This window comes from Raoultella sp., from assembly GCF_039594335.1.
Taxonomy (GTDB): Bacteria; Pseudomonadota; Gammaproteobacteria; order Enterobacterales; family Enterobacteriaceae; genus Klebsiella.
This window is the reverse complement of sequence record NZ_JBCNNS010000098.1, coordinates 1-15904: the sequence shown is the minus strand read 5'-3', so window position 1 is coordinate 15904 and position 15904 is coordinate 1. Positions and strand designations below refer to the sequence as shown.

General features: G+C 50.4%; 14 protein-coding genes and 3 pseudogenes. 11 read left to right on the top strand and 6 right to left on the bottom strand.

Translation table 11 applies throughout. The annotated features are described in order from the left end of the window. The first annotated feature begins 414 nt into the window (after positions 1-414). Both ACZAHD_RS16385 and ACZAHD_RS16380 read left to right on the top strand, forming a co-directional pair. Positions 415-1536: a ribosomal protein uL16 3-hydroxylase gene (locus ACZAHD_RS16385; protein ID WP_462457711.1), complete on the top strand. Its 1122-nt coding sequence runs from the start codon at positions 415-417 to the stop codon at positions 1534-1536. 135 nt (positions 1537-1671) lie between these two features. Continuing rightward, positions 1672-1779 (top strand): annotated as a pseudogene (locus tag ACZAHD_RS16380) (hypothetical protein); the annotation flags it as partial. An 86-nt stretch (positions 1780-1865) separates the two neighbouring features. On the opposite strand, the gene surE reads toward ACZAHD_RS16380, so the two are convergent. Then, the gene (surE, locus tag ACZAHD_RS16375) at positions 1866-2741 is read right to left on the bottom strand and encodes a 5'/3'-nucleotidase SurE (protein ID WP_462457710.1); all 876 of its coding nucleotides are present in this window, start codon (positions 2739-2741) and stop codon (positions 1866-1868) included. A 545-nt stretch (positions 2742-3286) separates the two neighbouring features. Here surE and ACZAHD_RS16370 point away from each other — a divergent pair. The 3 genes from ACZAHD_RS16370 to ACZAHD_RS16360 all read left to right on the top strand — a co-directional run bounded on the left by ACZAHD_RS16370 (position 3287) and on the right by ACZAHD_RS16360 (position 6191). After that, on the top strand, positions 3287-4069 hold the full coding sequence (locus ACZAHD_RS16370; RefSeq protein ID WP_462457709.1) for a histidine phosphatase family protein: 783 nt from the start codon (positions 3287-3289) through the stop codon (positions 4067-4069). A 77-nt stretch (positions 4070-4146) separates the two neighbouring features. Then, positions 4147-5475, top strand: a complete 1329-nt coding sequence (locus tag ACZAHD_RS16365) for an OprD family outer membrane porin (protein ID WP_462457708.1) — start codon at positions 4147-4149, stop codon at positions 5473-5475. Between the two features lie 194 nt (positions 5476-5669). Next, entirely contained in the window at positions 5670-6191 is a 522-nt protein-coding gene (locus tag ACZAHD_RS16360) for a DUF2867 domain-containing protein (protein WP_462457707.1), read from the top strand. Positions 6192-6331: 140 nt separating this feature from the next. Here ACZAHD_RS16360 and uxuA read toward each other — a convergent pair whose 3' ends face one another. Continuing rightward, on the bottom strand, positions 6332-7402 hold the full coding sequence (gene uxuA, locus ACZAHD_RS16355) for a mannonate dehydratase (protein WP_462457706.1): 1071 nt from the start codon (positions 7400-7402) through the stop codon (positions 6332-6334). 461 nt (positions 7403-7863) lie between these two features. Here uxuA and uxaC point away from each other — a divergent pair, with 461 nt between their 5' ends. Then, positions 7864-9270 carry a glucuronate isomerase gene (gene uxaC, locus ACZAHD_RS16350; protein WP_462457705.1) on the top strand — a complete coding sequence of 469 codons (1407 nt, stop codon included), beginning with the start codon at positions 7864-7866 and terminating at the stop codon, positions 9268-9270. Between the two features lie 23 nt (positions 9271-9293). After that, positions 9294-10838 carry an MFS transporter gene (locus ACZAHD_RS16345; RefSeq protein WP_462457704.1) on the top strand — a complete coding sequence of 515 codons (1545 nt, stop codon included), beginning with the start codon at positions 9294-9296 and terminating at the stop codon, positions 10836-10838. 92 nt (positions 10839-10930) lie between these two features. On the opposite strand, the pseudogene pspE reads toward ACZAHD_RS16345, so the two are convergent. Continuing rightward, positions 10931-11253: pseudogene (gene pspE, locus ACZAHD_RS16340) on the bottom strand (thiosulfate sulfurtransferase PspE). 218 nt (positions 11254-11471) lie between these two features. Between pspE and ACZAHD_RS16335 the strand changes: the two are divergent. After that, positions 11472-11630, top strand: a complete 159-nt coding sequence (locus ACZAHD_RS16335; protein ID WP_015585265.1) for a YqaE/Pmp3 family membrane protein — start codon at positions 11472-11474, stop codon at positions 11628-11630. Between the two features lie 242 nt (positions 11631-11872). On the opposite strand, the gene cspE is transcribed toward ACZAHD_RS16335, so the two are convergent. Then, on the bottom strand, positions 11873-12085 hold the full coding sequence (gene cspE, locus ACZAHD_RS16330) for a transcription antiterminator/RNA stability regulator CspE (RefSeq protein WP_007720208.1): 213 nt from the start codon (positions 12083-12085) through the stop codon (positions 11873-11875). Positions 12086-12593: 508 nt separating this feature from the next. Further along, positions 12594-12854 (bottom strand): helix-turn-helix domain-containing protein, encoded by a 261-nt coding sequence (locus ACZAHD_RS16325; RefSeq protein WP_462457703.1) that lies wholly within the window; start codon positions 12852-12854, stop codon positions 12594-12596. Between the two features lie 125 nt (positions 12855-12979). Between ACZAHD_RS16325 and ACZAHD_RS16320 the strand changes: the two genes are divergently transcribed. Both ACZAHD_RS16320 and ACZAHD_RS16315 read left to right on the top strand, forming a co-directional pair. After that, positions 12980-13225: a helix-turn-helix transcriptional regulator gene (locus ACZAHD_RS16320; protein WP_032689680.1), complete on the top strand. Its 246-nt coding sequence runs from the start codon at positions 12980-12982 to the stop codon at positions 13223-13225. Between the two features lie 252 nt (positions 13226-13477). Continuing rightward, positions 13478-13735, top strand: coding sequence for a YjhX family toxin (locus ACZAHD_RS16315; RefSeq protein WP_462457702.1), 258 nt, complete (start codon positions 13478-13480; stop codon positions 13733-13735). A 246-nt stretch (positions 13736-13981) separates the two neighbouring features. Here ACZAHD_RS16315 and ACZAHD_RS16310 read toward each other — a convergent pair. Continuing rightward, positions 13982-14128: pseudogene (locus tag ACZAHD_RS16310) on the bottom strand (xylose isomerase); the annotation flags it as partial. A 427-nt stretch (positions 14129-14555) separates the two neighbouring features. On the opposite strand from ACZAHD_RS16310, the gene ACZAHD_RS16305 reads away from it, so the two are divergent. Beyond that, positions 14556-15904, top strand: a 1349-nt coding sequence (locus tag ACZAHD_RS16305) for an MFS transporter (RefSeq protein ID WP_462457701.1), incomplete at its 3' end; no start/stop codon positions are given.

Below are 15904 nucleotides of genomic sequence, written 5' to 3'. Positions count from 1 at the left end.
CTTCATTTTTCAGAAGTTTCTCTCTGCTAACCCGGCTTAATCTGTGAACTCGTTCACATTCGCCGTGTCAGTGGGAGCGCATTATAGGGAGTTTTGTTTGCATGGCAAGCCTTAAAATACAAAAAACTTATCAAGCGCTCATTATTTGAACTTTCGCGTATTTCACCTCGTGGCCTTAACGCAAAGAAATCCAGTATCCACGCGGCTTACAGCATCAACAAGGCCAAATCACGGTAGGAGTAAAAAAGAGCGAGTGCTATTCGCTATCGGTATTTTTCCCCTCTCTTTCTTTAACCCCCTCACAGTGCGCCATCGCGGATGGCGAATTAAGCGGCTGTCTTGACTCATGACAAAGCGCCGCTGGCCGACACCTTTCTATAATCAGGCCCGTTTCTACATTACTGGTGTGACCCTATGGCTTATCAACTGAACATCAACTGGCCCGAATTTTTAGAGAAGTACTGGCAAAAGCAGCCGGTGGTATTAAAGAATGCTTTCCCGGACTTCGTCGATCCGATTACGCCGGATGAACTGGCCGGCCTGGCCATGGAACCCGAAGTCGACAGTCGCCTGGTGAGCCTGGTTAACGATCGTTGGCAGGCCAGCAACGGGCCGTTTGAACATTTTGACGGTCTGGGCGAGACCGGCTGGTCTCTGCTGGCACAGGCGGTGAACCACTGGCATATGCCGGCTGCCGAGTTGGTACGTCCCTTCCGCGTTCTGCCAGACTGGCGCCTTGACGACCTGATGATCTCCTTCTCCGTCCCCGGTGGCGGCGTTGGCCCGCATATCGACCAGTACGACGTCTTTATTATCCAGGGAATGGGCAGTCGTCGCTGGCGTGTGGGTGATAAACTGCCGATGCGCCAGTTCTGTCCGCACCCGGCGCTGCTGCATGTTGATCCTTTCCCGCCAATCATTGATGAAGATCTGGCGCCAGGCGATATCCTTTATATCCCACCGGGATTCCCGCACGATGGTGTTACTCACGAAACCGCGCTGAACTACTCCGTCGGCTTCCGTGGTCCTAATGGTCGCGATCTCATCAGCAGCTTTGCCGATTACGCGCTGGAAAACGATCTCGGCGGCGAGCACTACAGCGATCCGGACCTCACCTGTCGTGAGCATCCCGGTCGCGTAGAAGAGTATGAGCTCGCACGCCTGCGGTCGATGATGATCGACATGATTAACCAGCCGGCCGACTTTACGCAGTGGTTCGGCCGCTTTGCGACCACCCCGCGCCATGAGCTGGACATTGCCCCAGCCGAGCCACCGTATACTGCAGAAGAGGTTGTGGATGCGCTGAAGGGGGGGGAAAAGCTGTGCCGCCTGAGCGGACTACGGGTTCTGCATATCGGCGACAGCTTCTTTGTTAACAGCGAACAACTGGAAATAACCGACGTTAATGCGCTGGATGTTCTGTGCCAGTATACCACTGTGGGTCAGGATGCGCTGGGCGATGCGCTACAGAATCCGGCATTTGTGGCGGAACTCGTCCGCCTGATGAATCAGGGCTATTGGTACTTCGAAGAGTAATCCCAGTGTCCCGCACTGATGCATCCGAAAGCCTGGTTTTGCCAGGCTTTCAACGTTTACGGCATCTGTTTGGGCAAGGGCAGGATGAAGGTCATTGCACGGAATCGATGTGGTCGCCGTACCGGGAGTCACATGGGATCAGGATCGGAGGTGATGAGCCCCATCGCTACCCCGATGATCGGCGGTATGATCACCGCCCGCGGCTATCACATTGTTCCTCCGGCGGCATACAGGCTGAGGTGACTATACCGGCCGACGCGGAAATCGATGTCAGCCGGCTACCAGACGAGTGCCAGAACAGCACCCGCTTTTATTATTTCAGCACCATATTAACGGCCCAGTAAGTTCTCATATTGCACCTGGAACTGCGGCGCATTCCACGAACCATCGAGCAAGGTGTAAGTGATATAACCCTTGTTCAGCCAGCCGCTGTCGTTATCTTCTGTCGTCGGTTCCAGCGATGCCGGATTCATTGTCTGCTTCGCCGTACCGTCCGCCTGCAGTTCATAGCCGATCTGCGGCGTTGGAAACTGCTGATTGTCGATATAGTGGACGCCTTTAATTTCAGCGGCTGGCAGCGGTGGATAGTTGATACTCAGCCCGGAGCCTTTCGGCAGCAGTGCCACGCCTGGCTGGCGCGTCGCGTTCAGTTTATCCACCACCGTCACCACGTAATCCACAGAATCTGGCCAGTATTTATGCGTGCTCGGCCATTTGTTTTTCATTTCCTCTTCCGTGAAGCGATAACCGATGCTGGCCGCGATAGCCGGGAAACCGTAACGCAGCGCGCGGACAGCCGCGCTGACGGTGCCCGAATTCACCTGAGCCATGCCGGTATTTGGCCCATCATTCACCCCAGAAATAACCAGATCCGGCGCCGCCTCTTTCATCACACCCCACAGGCCAAAATCCACGGCATCCGCCGGGGTGCCCGGGAAGCAGTAGCGTTTGTCGGCTACTTTCTTCACGTCGAACGTTTTACCCGGTTTGAAGGTTATCGCTGAGCCGATGCCGCTCTGGTTGGTGGCGGGCGCCACCATCCACACGTCATACCCTTTGGCGGCCAGCTTTTCCTGCAACGACGTTGTGCCAACCGACTGGCAGCCATCGTCGTTAACCAGCAGGATTCTGAGCGGTTTTTCCGCCGCCTGGATCGAGGCGGCCAGCACGGTGAGCAGAGAGGCGGCGAGGATGTTGATTTTCACGATGACTCCTTAGTTAGCATCAAGATATTTGTCTGGCACAAAAAAAAACCTAAGAAACCTGCACGCAAATTGACTTGCGCCAGGTCTCTTAGGTTTTGCCGTTATTCCGTTACAATCCCAGGACAATTGAAAAATACCCCGTATCAACAGGATAATCCAGAGGTGGCAGGTTTATTATGTGACTACGATCAATAACGCCAGATCACTCCCTACAAAAATAGAGGGTATTAAAATGATATTCCACCTGAAGCCAAATACCTACCACTTGAGAATTTACTATATTATTTCCAGACAATGCCTGGAGGGTTAAAATGTTATTGGTAACAAACCAAAAGGCTTGCGAACGATCACATTTATTAATATAAAAACGAATTCTACCTGTTTTTCCATCGCCAACATGATAAGGTCGGCACTACTGGATTGTTACTGTTTTCAACACAGGCAAAACCTACGTCACATACTCCGGCGGCATCGCATAAATATGCCCGACCAGAGTCGCTGACGTAGGTTTTTTTTTGCTTTAACATAATAAAAAGGATAACAATATGAAAAAATGGCTAACCGTAATCATCATGTTCGCCAGCGCAGCAACCTGTTCAGCAGCAGAAATGAAAGACGATGGCAGCATTAATATCTATTTTGCCCGACACGGGAAAACGCTATTAAATACCTTCGACCGCGTACAGGGATGGGCCGATTCTCCGCTGACTGAAGACGGTATCCGCGTTGCCCGCTATCTCGGCGAAGGTTTAAAAGGGGTGAAGTTCGATCGTTTTTATTCCAGCGATGCCGGGCGACAGCGAGAAACTATGGCCGTGATTCTGAAACAGGCCGGAATCAACGATTATCATCTGATCGAGTTGCCAGGCCTGCGTGAAGCTTTCTTTGGCGGCTTTGAGGGCGGCTTTAACAAGGATATGGCAGCGGCCGGTGCAAAACAGCTGGGATTAAAAGACAGCGCCGCCCTGTTCAGCAAAATGAAAGCGGGCACCCTGCCGGTGAACGAAAGCCAGAACGCACTGGCCGCCGCCGACCCGCAAGGCATGGCGGAAAACTATCAGCAGGTGAAGCGTCGTACTCAGGCGGCATTGCATACCATTGTTGAAAATGCCAGAGCCCATGGCGACAAAAATATCCTCGCTATTTCGTCCGGTACGTCGATGCAAATTATGATTTCCGACCTGACCCATGATACGGCGAAAAATAAACCGCTGGCCAACGCTGCCGTGGTGAAAATTGTTTATAAAAATGGCATATATTCGGTTCCGGAAATCGGCACAATGAAATATATCGAAGCTGGCAAGCAGACCCTCAATAAAAATAACTGATTGCTTAATTATATTATTACAGATGACTATTGAAGCCAGCCCCAGCTGGCTCTCAGCATCTCGCTTCGGGGTTTATAATGAAAAATAATATTATTACTATGCTGCTGCTGACACTTCCTGCCAGCGCCTGGTCAGCAAATAGCGTTCCGCAAGCAGATATGGTCGATACGGTATTTGCCGATCCTTTTTTTAGCCAGTCACATATGACGCTGTCGCTTAAAAACTACTGGAAATACCTCAAGGAAGAAGAGACAGAACCAAAGAAAGTACACAACGCCTGGGGTCAGGGCGTTGCAGTGGATTACCAGTCAGGTTATTTCGCCGATATCATTGGCTTCGATGCGATTTATTATGGTGCCATCAAGCTGGGTGCCAGTGATTATTTTAACTCACGTGGTGTGCTCTACAATGATGGGACCGGTAATAAAAAGAGCAATGCGGAGGGTTTTTCTAAGTTTGGTCAGCGCAACATGAAGCTGAAATATCAACTCGCCGATCTCAATCTGAACGCCCGCTGGGGCTGGCAGATGATTAAAAACGTTGGCGTCATCTCTACCTCTACCCGTCTGTCGCCCACCACCTATCTCGGCTGGACCGGCGGCATCAACTACAATGACGTGACCCTGCGTAGCGCCTATATCGAAAGCTCGATGGATCGTAACTCGCCGGATAAGAAGCGCTTCCAGACCAACACCGGACGGTACCTCAACCATATCGCCAGCGGCGATATACTGTGGCAGAACGAACGGCTGAATCTACAGTACGGCTATGGTGAAAGCGATAACTACCTGCGCCGCCATGTGCTGTTCACTCAATTCAAACCGCTGAAGCAGTTGAATATCGGTACGCAAATTTATGCCACGCAGGCTTTGGATGAATATAAAGCGATGCCGGCCAACAAGCGTGATTTCGACAGCGATGCCCGGCATTATGCGATTGATGTGAAATGGCAGGCGGACAACTGGAGTACGAAGTGGGGGCTGGGCTATACCGATGCCGAAAAAGCCCATGAAATCGGCTTTTTCCCCCGACATATGAGCAAAAACTCACGCGGTACCTTTATTTCGATGGCCTACGCTGGCAACGACTACATGCGCGACGGAGAGCTGGTGCTGGCGAATATTTCCGACTACAACCTGACGCCAGAGCTGGCGGTAGGCCTGGCGGGCAACATTGCGCAGTTCAACTACAAGGGCAACCACGTGCGTACGGGTGAAATCAACGCTTTTAGCCGCTGGGTACCAACGCATCCGAAGCTGAAAAACCTGACCGTATGGGCGATGTTCGGGCCTGGATGGTCCTATCGCATGAACGGAAAAACACCGGTGCTGAACGATGGTCACTCTATCCGGGCCAACTCACTCTCTTCCGAGGTCATCATCGAGTATCGTTTTGCTCTGTTCTGATCTCTCGCCGCGACACGCGGTGGTACCGGCAATCACGCAAAACAGCACAATCAGCGTACGTAACATAGCCGTACGTCGGTAAACTGCCGAAACTGCCTCGCATATCTTTTTCGTGAAACAATAGAACAACGGCGCGCCATCATATTCTATGATGGCGCGCCGCCATTCTCCCCACCGACTGTCGAGGGATTGCCTTGCAAACCATTCGTACCGTGCCGTTACCCGGAGAAAGCCGGATCGTAAATCTCTTTACTTCCCCGGAGCTTGCGGATGCTTTCGCCATCACCCTGCCCCCTGATACATCTTCTGATATCAATACTCTGGCTCATCAGGTGCTGGCGAGGCCGCCGCGCTGGTTCAGATGGCTGCTGGCCTGCCGGGATCTTATGGTCAGGCCCTTCGGGATCCAGACCTCCACTCAGATGCGCGCAAAACTGGTCGCAGACGGCACGCCCCATATCGATTTTTTCCCGGTGCTCGCTGTAGAGGACAACGAGGTGATCGTCGGCACCAATGACAGCCATCTCGATTTCAGGGTCGCCGTGTTGGTTCGTCGGCGCCACGAGACGCAGACGAATCAAAAAGAGGTGGTACTGGCTTCCGTAGTGCACTGCCATAACCGAACCGGGAAGCTTTATATCACATTGATTGCTCCATTCCATCGCCTGGTGGTGCGCTCCATGCTCAAGCGAGCGGCGGCAAGAGGCTGGCGATAACCGCGCCCAGTGTCTCCGGCACGGTGATTCTGCGCCAGCGACGAGGGACGCGATCCGACCACTATTCCGTAGGCAAGACGCCCGTTTTCACGATGGCAAAAGACACGCCGCCGGAGACCGATGGCCTCCGGCGGACGGATTTATTGCGCTTTCTTCTCCAGCGCTTCCCACAGTCCCAGCAGGTAAGTCACTCCCAGCGCACGATCGTAAAGACCGTATCCGGGACGACCGGTTTCGCCCCAGATAAACCGGCCGTGATCCGGGCGAATATAGCCGTCAAAACCGTTATCATGGAGAGCCTGCATGACGCGATACATATCCAGCGAGCCATACTGCGACGGATGCGCGGATTCGTAGAAATCTTTATCCTTAATTAGCTTAATGTTACGCACATGGGCAAAATGGAGACGCTTGCGACGCGTAAATTCGGCAAGAATTTCATAGACGTTATTATCCGGATCTTCTGCAATCGACCCGGTGCACAGCGTGATGCCATTCGCCGGAGAATCCACGGCATCGCAAATCTTCGTCAGATCATCCCGGTTTTTCACCACCCGCGGGAGGCCAAAAATAGAGTACGGCGGATCGTCCGGGTGAATCGCCATTTTCACCCCCACTTCCTCGCACACCGGGATAATTTCTCTGAGGAAATAAAACAGATTTTCCCGCAGTTTATTATCATCGACACCGCTATAACGGGCGAACAGTTCCTGCACTTTAACCAGCCGCTCGGGCTCCCATCCCGGTAACGCAAAACCGTTGGCGCTATCGAGTACCTCCTTGACGACCTCTTCCAGACTTTTATCGATGCCGCTTTTTTCGAAGGCCATCGTCAGCGAACCGTCCGGCAGGACGTAGTTCATGTCGGTCTTCATCCAGTCAAAGACCGGCATGAAGTTATAGCAGATAACCTTGACGCCAAAGTCGGCCAGATTGCGGATCGTCTGTTTATAGTTTTCGATGTAGCGATCGCGCGCCGGGGTACCTATTTTGATGTCATCATGAATGTTGACGCTTTCAATCACTTCCATTGTCAAGCCCGCAGCATGGGCCTGGTCAACCAGAGCCTTAATCTTTTCGACTGGCCAGACTTCTCCGGGAGCAACGTCATACAGTGCCCCGACAACACCTTCCACACCCGGCACCTGCCGGATATATTCCAGTGGGATTTTGTCTTCCTGTGGTCCAAACCAGCGCATTGTCATCTGCATTTTGTATCCGCCTTAATCGTTGCATCTCTGCATGCTTATTTGTTGTGCCATACTAGTATTTTATAGCATATGCAGTAACTACCGTTTGATCAACCACCTCGTTAAAAAAGCGTGACAACACGATAAAAAGACGCACGGGCGAAGCATGATCTTGATTATCTCTGTTGCCGTTAATTGTTTTTATCTTGTAAAAAAATAACAAATTCCGTTTAAAGTTATCATCATCTATAACACGACTTTATTTTCAGCCATTAAATTCATCGCGGGCTTTTATTTTGCGGCCTGAATATCGCTGACGAAATACATGCGTTAAGTCACAATTTTACCATCGATTCTTGTATGGTAGTAGACATTTAATGAAAGGGGAGCTTACCCTCAACGCTATTATGTTCCCGTCATACACCGGCCCCGGCTTAACACTGGGGATGCGTAGTAAAAGCGATATCGTGTACGGAGTAGATATGTCACTGATAAAAAACAGCTTCATGATAAACAATGCGCCAGGTCAGCGGCTGTATTCTGAGGTAGCAAAAGCGTTACCGATTATTGATTACCACTGTCATCTTGATGCCAGAGCCATTTGGGAAAACAAACCGTTCACGGATATTACTCAGCTCTGGCTGGAGGGCGATCATTACAAATGGCGGGCAATGCGGGCCAATGGAATATCTGAACAAAAAATTACCGGCAATGCTTGTGCCGAAGAAAAATTTGAAGCCTGGGCACAAACTGTCGAAGCCAGTTTTGGCAATCCTCTTTATCACTGGACCCACCTTGAGCTGAAACATTATTTTGCTATCGACGAAACGCTTAATAGCAAAAACTGGCGCGATATTATGCCGCAGTGTAATGCGCAATTACGCCACGACGACTTTTTACCCCAGGCGCTCATCCGCCGTTCAAACGTTGAAGTGTTGTGCACGACCGATGGGCCGCTCGACGATCTGGAGTACCATCGGCTGCTGGCAGCAAAAGGCGATTTTTCTCCTCGTGTTTTGCCAACATTTCGGCCTGACGAGCTGTTTGACACCAGCCCCGAACGCTTCCTGACGTTTGTCTCTGGACTGGCGCAGAAAACCCAGCGGACGATAACCTCACTGGATCAGTTCCTGGCTGCTCTCGAAGCGCGCATTGATTTTTTCCACAGCACGGGCTGTCGCGTGTCAGACCACGGCCCGCTGGCGATCCGTTTTTGCCCGCTTGATGAGGCCGGACAGACCGCGCTGTTTCAGCGCAGGCTGGCTGGAGAGGCGCTGGATGAGCACGCTCTTCAAGCCTGGGAAAGTATGATTTTTGTCGCGCTGGCCAAAATGTACAAGCAGCGCGACTGGGCAATGCAGATTCACTTTGGCGCCATTCGTAACAACAACACGACCATGTTCAACAAAGTCGGCATCAACTGCGGCTTTGACTCTATTGGCGATCAAACTCACCTTGCCCAGAGCCTGAACGCGCTGCTTAACGCCATGGTAGAAAATGACGGTCTACCGAAAACCATTCTTTATAACCTCAATGCCAGCTATAACGATGTGGTCGCCTCTACCCTCGCCAACTTTCAGAGCGGCGAGGATGGTATGAAATCTCCGCTGCAGTTCGGTTCCGGATGGTGGTTTAACGATACCCGACGCGGCATGGTTAACCAGCTCAATACGCTGGCCGATCAGGGGCTGCTGGCCAACTTTATCGGCATGCTGACCGATTCTCGCAGCTTCGTCTCCTACACCCGACATGATTATTTCCGCCGGATCCTCTGTGACCTGGTTGGCGGCTGGGTAGAGAAAGGTGAAGTGCCGGAAGATCGCGCCATCCTCGACACCATGATCCGTGGTATTTGCGTGGACAACGCCCGTCGTTATTTTCGTTTTTGAACCGGCAGAGACAGGGATAAACTATGACTCGTAAGAACAGAAAAGTGACCATCCCCGTCAGTATCGGCTACGGTCTGACGGATATTATGGGTGGCGGCGCATTTACCGTGATTGGCGCATGGCTGCTTTTCTTCTATACCACCTTTGTCGGCCTGTCGCCGATTGAAGCAGCATCGATTGTCGCGATCGCCCGTATCGTTGATGCCATCGTCAGCCTGTTTATGGGCAGCTTCACGGATCATTTCTATAAAAACTATTTGGGTAAGAAATTTGGTCGGCGGCGGTTTTTCCTGCTGATCGGCGCACCGCTTATGCTGGTTTATACCCTGCTGTGGCTGAACGGTATGAACTACTGGTTCTATCTCGCGGTGTATCTGGCCTTTGAGATCATTGCCGCCATGGTGCTGATCCCGTGGGAAACGCTGCCTTCCGAAATGACCAAAGATTTTAATAGCCGAACCAAACTTTCCACATGTCGTATGTTCCTTTCGGCATCCGGGACCTTTCTTGCAACCTTTATCCCCGGCCTGCTGATTGGCGCACTGGGTGAAAACAATGCGGATGCCTATCTGATCAACGGCGTGGTGTTTGCCGTGATGTTCATGGTCTGCGTCTTTATCTCGTGGAAAGTGACCTGGGAACGCGAGCTGACACCGGACATGCTGGCTGAAATAGAAAAAGATCGTAAGTCCACAACGGCGGCCGAGAAGCTTGTCGCCTTTGGCAACCTGTTTAAGGAATATGCCTCTACCCTCAAGGTACGGGCGTTCCGTAAGCACCTGGCGATTTATCTCTTTTCCTTTACGGCGAAGGACGTCTACAACACCGTGTTCGTCTTTTTCTGTGTCTACTGCCTGAACGTCTCATCCTCACTGGCGGGTACGCTGCTGTCGATGAGTATTGTCGGGCTGCCGGTTACGCTGGCAGCGGGCGTGGCGATCATTAAGTATGGGCCCTCTCGCCTCTATGTCTTCGCCTATAGCCTGATGCTGCTGTGTCTCGGCGGGTTCTTCCTGGTGTATCAGTTCCCGACCGACAACAAAGTCATGCTACTGGTGATCATTGCGGGCATCTATCAGGTCGGCCGCTGCGTGCTGGAGTTTACACCGTGGAACGTCTTCCCGTTTATTCCCGATATTGACGAAATGATTACCCGCCAGCGTCGCGAGGGCCTGTTTGCTGCGGTAATGACGTTCTCGCGTAAAACGACGGTCGCGATCGCCACCTTTGCCGTGGGCCTGCTGTTGCAAAGCGGCGGCTTCGTGAAAGGGAGCCAGACTCAGCCTCAGGAAGCGATTAATACCATCGCAACGCTGCTGTTTGCCGGCACCGCCATCCTGCTGCTGATTGCGCTGTGGCAGGCGCTGACCTTCCATCTGAACAAACGTACGCACAAGATTTTTGTCGATGAAGTTGAACGCCTGAAGGCGAACGGCCTTCAGCAAGACGTCACACCTGAAGCGCGCCATGTGGTTGAAGATCTGACGGGTTATCGCTATGACACGCTCTGGCGTAACACCCCACCCGAGCGAGCAAAAGCGGGGAAACCCACCTCGGTACTGAACTGACCGATGCCGCCGGCAGCAGCATAATGCCTGCTGCCGCGCGGTTGCCCTGCCCGGCAGACCATTTTAAGGCCAGCGGATTATTTCACCATCTTCTACGTTTTCTCGACATCCTTCAGCCCGCCTTCGTTGACGGCGTTCTGATATCCCATACTTTGCAGCATTTTTCTGCTTTGCGAGACTGGTTCCCGGTATTGCAGTACAGGTGCAGCGTGTCATTTTTGTCTTTTGCCACTTCGCCAATGCGCCTATCCAGCTGTTTCAGGGGAATATTCACCGCCCCTTCAACGTGTATTTCCTGAAACTGGTCGGGGATACGGACATCAATCCAGTACTCAGCCGCCCACAATGAGGTGGACGCCATCAGCCTAGCGCCGGTCAAGATCGTTATTTTCATTACCTGTGGCAGATAAAACATGACGGCAGTTCTCCTTGTTTATTTTTCTTAGTCAGCCGAAATCAAACTGGCGAAGGCATCCCGGGCGATCTTTGAGCGCATCAGGAAAATGGGGGAAAGCGGATAATCGATGATATGAGCGCAAAATCCACAGGGCCGGCAAACTGGCAGTCTCAGTTAAAATTACTATGCTTAAAGATAACGTCACCTGTGCAACGTTGATTTTATAGGGAGTGTATATGGGGTTCTGGAGAATTGTTTTAACGATTATTTTGCCGCCGCTTGGCGTATTACTGGGTAAAGGATTCGGCTGGGCATTTATTCTGAATATTGTACTGACATTGCTGGGTTATATCCCTGGTCTGATTCACGCATTCTGGGTGCAAACGCGCGATTAACCAATATCATCATGACGGCGCATCAGCGCCGTTTATTTTTGCCAGGCATTTTTCATCGCACTCTTATGTTGCACTTTTACAGCATCCCTGACATCTATTGGCAGGAGAGTGAACTTGAATTCGGCAAACTGCAGGCAACAAAAAACCCGCACAGGGCGGGTTCATTTTACTATCAGCAGCGCTTATCTGCTCGGGCTATCGCCTTCATCGCTATTGTAAGCGTCGCGGATAAGTCGCGTGGCTTACAGCGGAGTAACATTTCCAGCTGCCGGGCCTTTCGCGCCATTTTCAATGGTGAAGGAAACCTGCTGGCCTTCATCAAGGGTCTTGAAGTTGTCACTCTGGATAGCAGAGAAATGTACGAATACATCTTTACTGCCGTCGTTCGGAGTAATAAAGCCAAAACCTTTATCTGCGTTAAACCATTTTACTAAACCAGTCATTTTATTAGACATAAATACTTCCTTAATTAATGAGCCACTCAACGCGGCGATGATGGCCTGTATTTAGAGATACTTATTTGGCACTTAGGAGGAGGCTCATGAAGAAGGGTATCTGTGGATAGCTCTTGAACTGAGGACTGCTTTACTAAAACTGCTTTCATAAGGTCTGTGTACCAAACCGATGACGTCATTAAGACATAGAGAAATTATTATAGCAAGGTTTATGTTTTTTATTTTACCCACTTAAACACCCGGATGGCTATATGTCCGTTAAATTCAGCTGCTAACATCAATCGCCATCTCAGTTTTGCAGAATAGCGATGCATCTGCTATTTCAGGGCATTCGCGCGCGTCTTTTTTGAAATCATAAATAATACCAGAGCCACCGGCAGGGATATCCCGAGGAAAAACATGAACAAATGAGAAAAATGAACCGGCGCTGCGGACAGGTCGGATTGGCTAAACGATGACTAAAAGCCGGCAGAGCGGACAGGTATCCGCTCCTGCCGTCAAAAACGGATTATTCACTCCTGTCACGAATCAGTTTCTTTCTGTCGATCGGGTTGCCCTCCCTATCGAAGTAGCGGCTCGGCCATATTTCCGCGGGGTCGATACCCAGCGCCTGCGCAATTAAAAACTCCCCCTTCGGCCAGGGGCGGGACAGCGTGTTGGCCAACGTTGACGAGCTCAGCCCCGCCTGGCGGGACACCGCCGCCAGCGACAGGTTGCGCTTTTTTAATTGCGCAATGATATCAGCCGGATGCATATCAGTTCTGTTCATCTCATTCATTCCTTCGCGTTAGTGAAGTCATTCATATTCTCATCACAACACTAAGTAATACTTAGTACATTTTCAACTAACAGCTACCAGAATCGTGATTCTGTTTCCAGTCTTTCAGGATCATCATGCTGCCGCACCGTTTAAAAGAAGCACGCCTCAGAACGGGACTTTCCCAACAAAAACTGGGTATCCTCGCGGGTATTGATGAGGCGACGGCGAGTGCGCGGATGAACCAGTATGAACGCGGCATCCACACTCCTGACTTCGCGCTGGCCTGTCGGCTGGCAGAAGTGCTGAAGATCCCGGCCTGTTATTTCTATACGGTTGAAGACGATCTGGCAGAAGTAGTAGCGGGCTGGTATCAACGCTGAGGCGTCAGGCTCGTTTATGCGGATCACACTTTTCAGCCCTCGCCACTCACTGATCAACAAACAAGTGTTATCCTTCACGGCGTAAATACCTTTCTACTCAACCCGAGGCTTTGATGCTGGAGAATGTCATCATCCGATAATCAGCTTCCCGACCTTCTCAGGCCGGACTGGTTATCAATGCGCTGAAACCGAATGCGGACACCGTTGTGTGTTTGCACGTTTTGCACATGATGATTAAACAGGCTTTCCAGTATGAATTTATCCCGTCAGGAACAACGAACCTTACACGTTCTCGCCAAAGGTGGACGGATTGCGCACGTTCGCGATGCGTCTGGCCGCGTCACTTCCGTTGAATGCTACAGCCGCGAAGGGCTTCTGCTCGCCGACTGCACGCTCGCCGTCTTCAAAAAACTCAAAACCAAAAAGCTGATCAAATCCGTCAACGGTCAGCCCTACCGTATTAATACCAGCGGGCTGAACAATGTTCGCGCCCAGAGCGATAACCGCTAAGGCGAGTGTTATGACAGCAGGCAACTTCACTTTTCATCTCGCAGACAAGAGTGAGCCCGCGATATCCGGGACGTTGAAACCCACGTGCCTGACTTCAGTCAAGAAGCCAGCAAGGTGGCATCGTCACTAAGGACGAAAGCGCGCGCTCTGCTGGCCCGGCATCTCATCCATGGCCGATTATCTCGCCCTCCCCGACCTTGTGGGCCTCTTTCGACAAACCTGGCGATGATGTGGTGGAAAGAGTGCCCGCAAGTGTTGCGTGATTGGCCTCAATTTTCCCGCTACTATCTCATCCGGATTATAGTGGCGAAAAGTCCGCAGGTTGGCTGTTTTTGGTCCTTCAAAACAGACTCTGCCAGGTTAATCGAAATAAACGGACATAATAAACGCCATAATCCAGGAAGCGAAAAAGACATACGTTGGACTTACTCTTTATTTTCCTGGTGGGTTGCTCAATTACATTATTTAAAGCAGAAATTAAAAAGCGTACCAAGGCGAACCATTTTGCAAATAATATAGCCATATAGTCAAACCATTGATAGTTACAATACTCTGTATTTTCCTGTGAAGTTCAGCTGACAATAATCCAATAAGCCCCTGTTTTTTAGCGGTGCTGTTGCTGTGAGTAAGGCTTTAGGATGACTCATCAACACGCCAGATACATGGCTTGTGGAAAGCCTTAGTTTCGATGATCACAGAAGTAAAAAAACATAATTAATTAATGTAAAAACGTAATGGATTCTCCCAAGCCATCTGTGTCAGAAAGTATTTCACTTTCACAAAAGAATTCGGAGACTTGATTAGAATGAACAAAAACATAATGCAAAGTCGACATGATGAATATCATAAATTAACTCGCGAAGAACGTATTGGTTATGGGATGGGTGATTTTGCGCAAAATCTTGTTTTTGGTACAATAGGTGGTTTTCTTGCTCTTCACATGTTGACGGTAAATACAATCAGCACCGCCACAGCGGGATTTATATTCTTGTTTGTCCGCATTATTAATGTTTTCTGGGATCCGATGGTCGGTACCTACGTTGACAAAAGAAGTTCAAGCGCTGGCAAATATCGCCCCTGGCTTTTAAGAGCCGGGATTCCACTCGTCATTCTCTCCGCGTTGCTTTTTGCACCCATTCCTGGAATAAGAGGTTCGGTTCCTTTTGCGTTTATCATTTATCTGGCGCTGGATTTAGTGTATTCATTAGTGAATATTCCTTATGGGTCTCTTAATGCCTCATTAACCAGGGACCCTGAATCAATTGATAAACTGACAAGTACGCGCATGATGCTGGCAAACAGTGCCAATCTGCTTGTCTATACCCTGTTTCCCATGTTTGTACAGATGGTTTCACCAAAAGATCGCAGCCTCAAGGATACTGGTTTTTTTGGCCTGAAGCTCAATATGGGTAACTATACCGATCCATCAGCTAACTATGCGTGGTTTGGCGTTTACTCAATTTATATGTTAATCGGTGCGGCAGCACTTTATTTCTGCTATAAATTCACCAAAGAACGTGTTGTCGCGACAGCAGAACAGACGGCTAACGTAAAAGCGACAGATTTATTCCTTGAGCTCAAGAATAACCGACCTCTCGTCATTCTCGGTTTATTTTTCATGTTAGCCTTTACCTTCATGTTTTTCATGAACACGGTGAATGGCTTTTTCAATCAGTTTGTTGTCGGCCATTCTGAATGGATGGGGGCTATTGGTCTTATCGCCTCAATTCCCGGCATCATCTTCCCTATTTTCTGGTCCAGACTGAAGAAAATCTTCGGTAAAAAAGGCTTCTTCCATCTTTTCCTCGGCATGTTTATTGTGGGGGAATTGCTGACCTACGTGTGGTCACGCGAAGGCATGCATGATGCCCTGTGGCTTGCTTACGTCGCAACATTCATTAAACAATGGGGCTTAACCTCGGCTACCGGCTTCATGTGGGCGCTTGTTCCAGAAGTTATTGCCTATGGCGAATTAAAATCGGGCAAGCGTAATGCCGCAATCATTAATGCGATTATGGGGCTCTTCTTCAAAATTGGTTTTACGATTGGCGGTGCGATTCCACTGTGGTTACTGGCCGCTTATGGCTTTAACGAAACCGACGCGCAACAAAGCACAAGTGCTATCAACGGAATCATTATGACCGCGGTGTGGATACCCATCGTGTTAGC

Excerpts from the sequence above, each read along its gene's own strand:
- ACZAHD_RS16335 (WP_015585265.1), top strand. The coding sequence starts at position 11,472 with ATGGGGTTCTGGAGAATTGTTTTAACGATTATTTTGCCGCCGCTTGGC.
- ACZAHD_RS16325 (WP_462457703.1), bottom strand. The coding sequence starts at position 12,854 with ATGAACAGAACTGATATGCATCCGGCTGATATCATTGCGCAATTAAAA.
- uxaC (WP_462457705.1), top strand. The coding sequence starts at position 7,864 with ATGTCACTGATAAAAAACAGCTTCATGATAAACAATGCGCCAGGTCAG.
- ACZAHD_RS16345 (WP_462457704.1), top strand. The coding sequence starts at position 9,294 with ATGACTCGTAAGAACAGAAAAGTGACCATCCCCGTCAGTATCGGCTAC.
- ACZAHD_RS16370 (WP_462457709.1), top strand. The coding sequence starts at position 3,287 with ATGAAAAAATGGCTAACCGTAATCATCATGTTCGCCAGCGCAGCAACC.
- ACZAHD_RS16365 (WP_462457708.1), top strand. The coding sequence starts at position 4,147 with ATGAAAAATAATATTATTACTATGCTGCTGCTGACACTTCCTGCCAGC.
- uxuA (WP_462457706.1), bottom strand. The coding sequence starts at position 7,402 with ATGCAGATGACAATGCGCTGGTTTGGACCACAGGAAGACAAAATCCCA.
- ACZAHD_RS16315 (WP_462457702.1), top strand. The coding sequence starts at position 13,478 with ATGAATTTATCCCGTCAGGAACAACGAACCTTACACGTTCTCGCCAAA.
- cspE (WP_007720208.1), bottom strand. The coding sequence starts at position 12,085 with ATGTCTAATAAAATGACTGGTTTAGTAAAATGGTTTAACGCAGATAAA.
- ACZAHD_RS16320 (WP_032689680.1), top strand. The coding sequence starts at position 12,980 with ATGCTGCCGCACCGTTTAAAAGAAGCACGCCTCAGAACGGGACTTTCC.
- ACZAHD_RS16385 (WP_462457711.1), top strand. The coding sequence starts at position 415 with ATGGCTTATCAACTGAACATCAACTGGCCCGAATTTTTAGAGAAGTAC.